Origin of the sequence: Suttonella ornithocola (assembly GCF_001889065.1) — a bacterium.
Classification (GTDB): domain Bacteria; phylum Pseudomonadota; class Gammaproteobacteria; order Cardiobacteriales; family Cardiobacteriaceae; genus Suttonella_A; species Suttonella_A ornithocola.
Map to the genome: position 1 here is coordinate 1 of NZ_LWHB01000195.1, position 3320 is coordinate 3320.

The window sequence follows — 3320 nt, forward strand, 5'->3', positions numbered from 1 at the left end:
CCGCTTTTCATAAACGCAGTGATATTCAAGCAATCATTGAAGAGCATGGGCATGAGATAGTTTGGTTACCCCCTTATAGTCCAGACTTAAATCCCATTGAAAAGATGTGGGCTTGGATTAAGCAAATACGCAAAGAATGGCGGATGGATTGTATTGATACTTTATGCTTTTATCTGCTTTGGATTGGGTTGGGTTTTAGATGATTGCACTATAACCATAACCTCTGCTCTCATGTGATTTAAAACCACTTTCATCTAAGTCAGCTATCTTTTTTCCAGCTTGTTTGAGCTCTCTTAACTGCTTAAGAAATGATGCCCGTTTTGCGCTATCTGCTTTTGGATGATTTACCGTCTTTTTTTAAGCGTCATCCCAATTCTTTTTAACGCACGACTGATAGATTTTTGGCTACAACCAAATCGCTGCGCTCGTTCCCATTGGTAGTCATCGGGATAAGCTTTGACATCTGCTTTCAGAAGCTCATTATCTATTTTTAGGGGTTTAAATACGCGTTTCTTACGTTCAGGATTCTTCTTCCAACGTTGTATGGTTGTTGGGCTGAGTTGATATTCTTCTGCTAACTCCCGAAAGCTTGCGCCTTCTTTGAGCTTGGTCAATATCATTTGTCGATAGTCTGATGAGTATGCCATTCAGTTGGTGTAACTTGTTTAGTGGACTTTTACTATAGAACGTTCTGTTTTTTAGCTGATAACAATATATAGCCAAAGGCTAATAAAAGAGTCACAGAAATTAGATCGCTATTCCAGTAATAGTATGTGTGCTTACTTTATTCATCTATCTTAACACTGTAACTATTCTAGTAGTAGTCTTTCACTATAACGATAAGCAAATATTCCATAAAAAATCCCCGTATACAAACGGGGATTTTTGGATAAGGTAGAAAGAGCTATTACATCATTCCCATGCCGCCCATTCCACCCATTCCGCCCATATCCGGTGCAGCTGCTTCAGGTTTTGGAAGTTCAGCAATCATTGCTTCAGTGGTAATCATCAAACCAGCAACAGAAGCTGCATTTTGTAATGCGCTACGCGTTACTTTAGTTGGGTCAATAATACCTGCTTGAACCATGTCAACGTATTCACCGGTTGCTGCGTTATAGCCTTCATTACCATTAGAAGCCTTAACTTTATCGACAACGACCGCTGCTTCACCGCCAGCATTTTGAACGATAGTACGTAATGGATATTCCATGGCGCGACGTGCAATATCAATACCCACTTGTTGATCATAATTGTCACCTTTCAAATCTGCAATCGCATTAACCGCACGAATTAAGGCAACACCACCACCGGGAACGATACCTTCTTCAACCGCTGCACGAGTTGCATGTAAAGCATCTTCTACGCGGTCTTTTTTCTCTTTCATTTCTACTTCAGTCGCTGCACCAACTTTAATGACAGCAACACCGCCAGCTAGTTTAGCAACACGCTCTTGAAGTTTTTCACGGTCATAATCAGAAGTTGATTCTTCGATTTGAGTGCGAATGGTTGCAACACGAGCATCAATTGCTGATTTTTCACCGTTGCCACCAATAATAGTGGTATTTTCTTTTCCAACGGTTACTTTTTTCGCTGTACCTAATTGGTCTAAAGTAGTGCTTTCTAAAGTCATACCTAACTCTTCAGAAATTACTTGTCCACCAGTGAGGATAGCGATATCTTCAAGCATTGCTTTACGACGGTCACCAAAACCTGGTGCTTTAACAGCAGCAACTTTTACGATACCACGCATAGAGTTGATGACTAATGTTGCTAAAGCTTCGCCTTCTACATCTTCAGCAATAATTAATAATGGCTGACCTGATTTAGCAACAGCTTCTAATGTTGGTAATAAGTCACGGATGTTAGAAATTTTCTTATCGTGTAATAAGATGTGTGGATTATCTAACTCGACTAACTGTGTTTGTTGGTTATTGATGAAGTATGGTGATAAGTAGCCACGATCAAACTGCATACCTTCAACAACTTCTAAAGAGTCTTCTAAGCCTTGACCTTCTTCTACGGTAATAACACCTTCTTTACCAACTTTTTCCATTGCTTCAGCAATTTTTGCGCCGACAGTTTCATCTGAGTTAGCTGAAATCGTTCCTACTTGAGCAATTGCTTTGCTGTCATCACAAGGAACTGAAATATCGTGTAGTACTTTAACAGCTTCTGCAACCGCTTTATCAATACCACGTTTTAAATCCATTGGGTTCATACCTGCTGCAACAGATTTTAAACCTTCAGTTACGATTGCTTGCGCAAGAACTGTTGCAGTTGTGGTACCGTCACCAGCTGCATCGTTGGTTTGAGAAGCCACTTCTTTAACAAGCTGTGCGCCCATGTTTTGGAATTTATCTTCCAATTCAATTTCTTTTGCAACTGAAACACCATCTTTAGTTACTGTTGGTGCGCCAAATGATTTTTCTAAAACAACGTTACGACCTTTAGGTCCTAAAGTGACTTTTACTGCGTTTGCAAGAATATTAACGCCTTTTAGCATTTCCTTACGAGAATCTTCGCCGAAACGAACTTCTTTAGCTGCCATATATAACTACTCCTAAAAATTAAACTTTTATTAAAACTTATTCGATAACTGCAAAGATTTCATCTTCACGCATAATGATGTAGTCTTCACCGTCTACTTTAACTTCGCTACCGCTGTATTTTCCGAAAAGAATTTTATCGCCGGCTTTAACGTTCATTGCTTGTTTGGTTCCATTTTCAAGCACTTTTCCTTCGCCTACTGCAATTACTTCTCCTTGAGAAGGCTTTTCAGCAGCTGAACCTGGAAGAACGATACCTCCAGCTGTTGTTTTTTCTTCTTCTTGACGTTTAACAATCACACGGTCGTGTAATGGACGCAAATTCATAAAATACTCCTAAATTAAAAAATACCAGCAAGCTGGCTGAACTTTGATATTTCACCTTAATTGGGTTAAACAAACCAAATTCAAGAAATCTTAATTTAATGTAATAAATTAAACAAGAACTATCAACATGGCAAAATATTTTTCTTTTTATAAACAGACAAAAGAGAAATATGAAACATCTTTGGATTATTCGTCACGGTGAAAGCACTTCTAACGCTGGAGAAGTTATAGTCAAATCACTTATAATCCAATCTATCCAAAGCAGATATTAAAGAACAACTTGTAGTAGAATTATCAAAAACAAACTGAGCATATCCTATGACCTACTGTCGCCAATTCCGACAGAAAATTCTTAACGATATTGCTAATGGAGAAACTTGGCGCGCTGTTGCAAAGCGCTACAAGATCAGCAAATTCACCGTCTATAGCTGGATTAAAAATCCCCAT

5 protein-coding genes are annotated in these 3320 nt (G+C 38.8%); 2 read left to right on the forward strand and 3 right to left on the reverse strand.

Annotated elements, in window-relative coordinates; all coding sequences use genetic code 11:
* The coding region (locus A5N85_RS12625) for a transposase (RefSeq protein WP_249023978.1) at positions 1–203 on the forward strand (203 nt) is incomplete at its 5' end.
* A 141-nt stretch (positions 204–344) separates the two neighbouring features.
* Here A5N85_RS12625 and A5N85_RS12630 read toward each other — a convergent pair.
* The 3 genes from A5N85_RS12630 to groES form a co-directional block, all read right to left on the reverse strand.
* Complete coding sequence (locus A5N85_RS12630) at positions 345–647, reverse strand: IS630 transposase-related protein (protein WP_072577527.1); 303 nt, start codon at positions 645–647, stop codon at positions 345–347.
* A 260-nt stretch (positions 648–907) separates the two neighbouring features.
* Positions 908–2548 (reverse strand): chaperonin GroEL, encoded by a 1641-nt coding sequence (groL, locus tag A5N85_RS12635; protein WP_072577528.1) that lies wholly within the window; start codon positions 2546–2548, stop codon positions 908–910.
* Between the two features lie 37 nt (positions 2549–2585).
* Complete coding sequence (groES, locus tag A5N85_RS12640) at positions 2586–2873, reverse strand: co-chaperone GroES (RefSeq protein WP_072577529.1); 288 nt, start codon at positions 2871–2873, stop codon at positions 2586–2588.
* Between the two features lie 318 nt (positions 2874–3191).
* On the opposite strand from groES, the gene A5N85_RS17865 reads away from it, so the two are divergent.
* Positions 3192–3320, forward strand: a 129-nt coding sequence (locus A5N85_RS17865; protein WP_143143297.1) for a helix-turn-helix domain-containing protein, incomplete at its 3' end; no start/stop codon positions are given.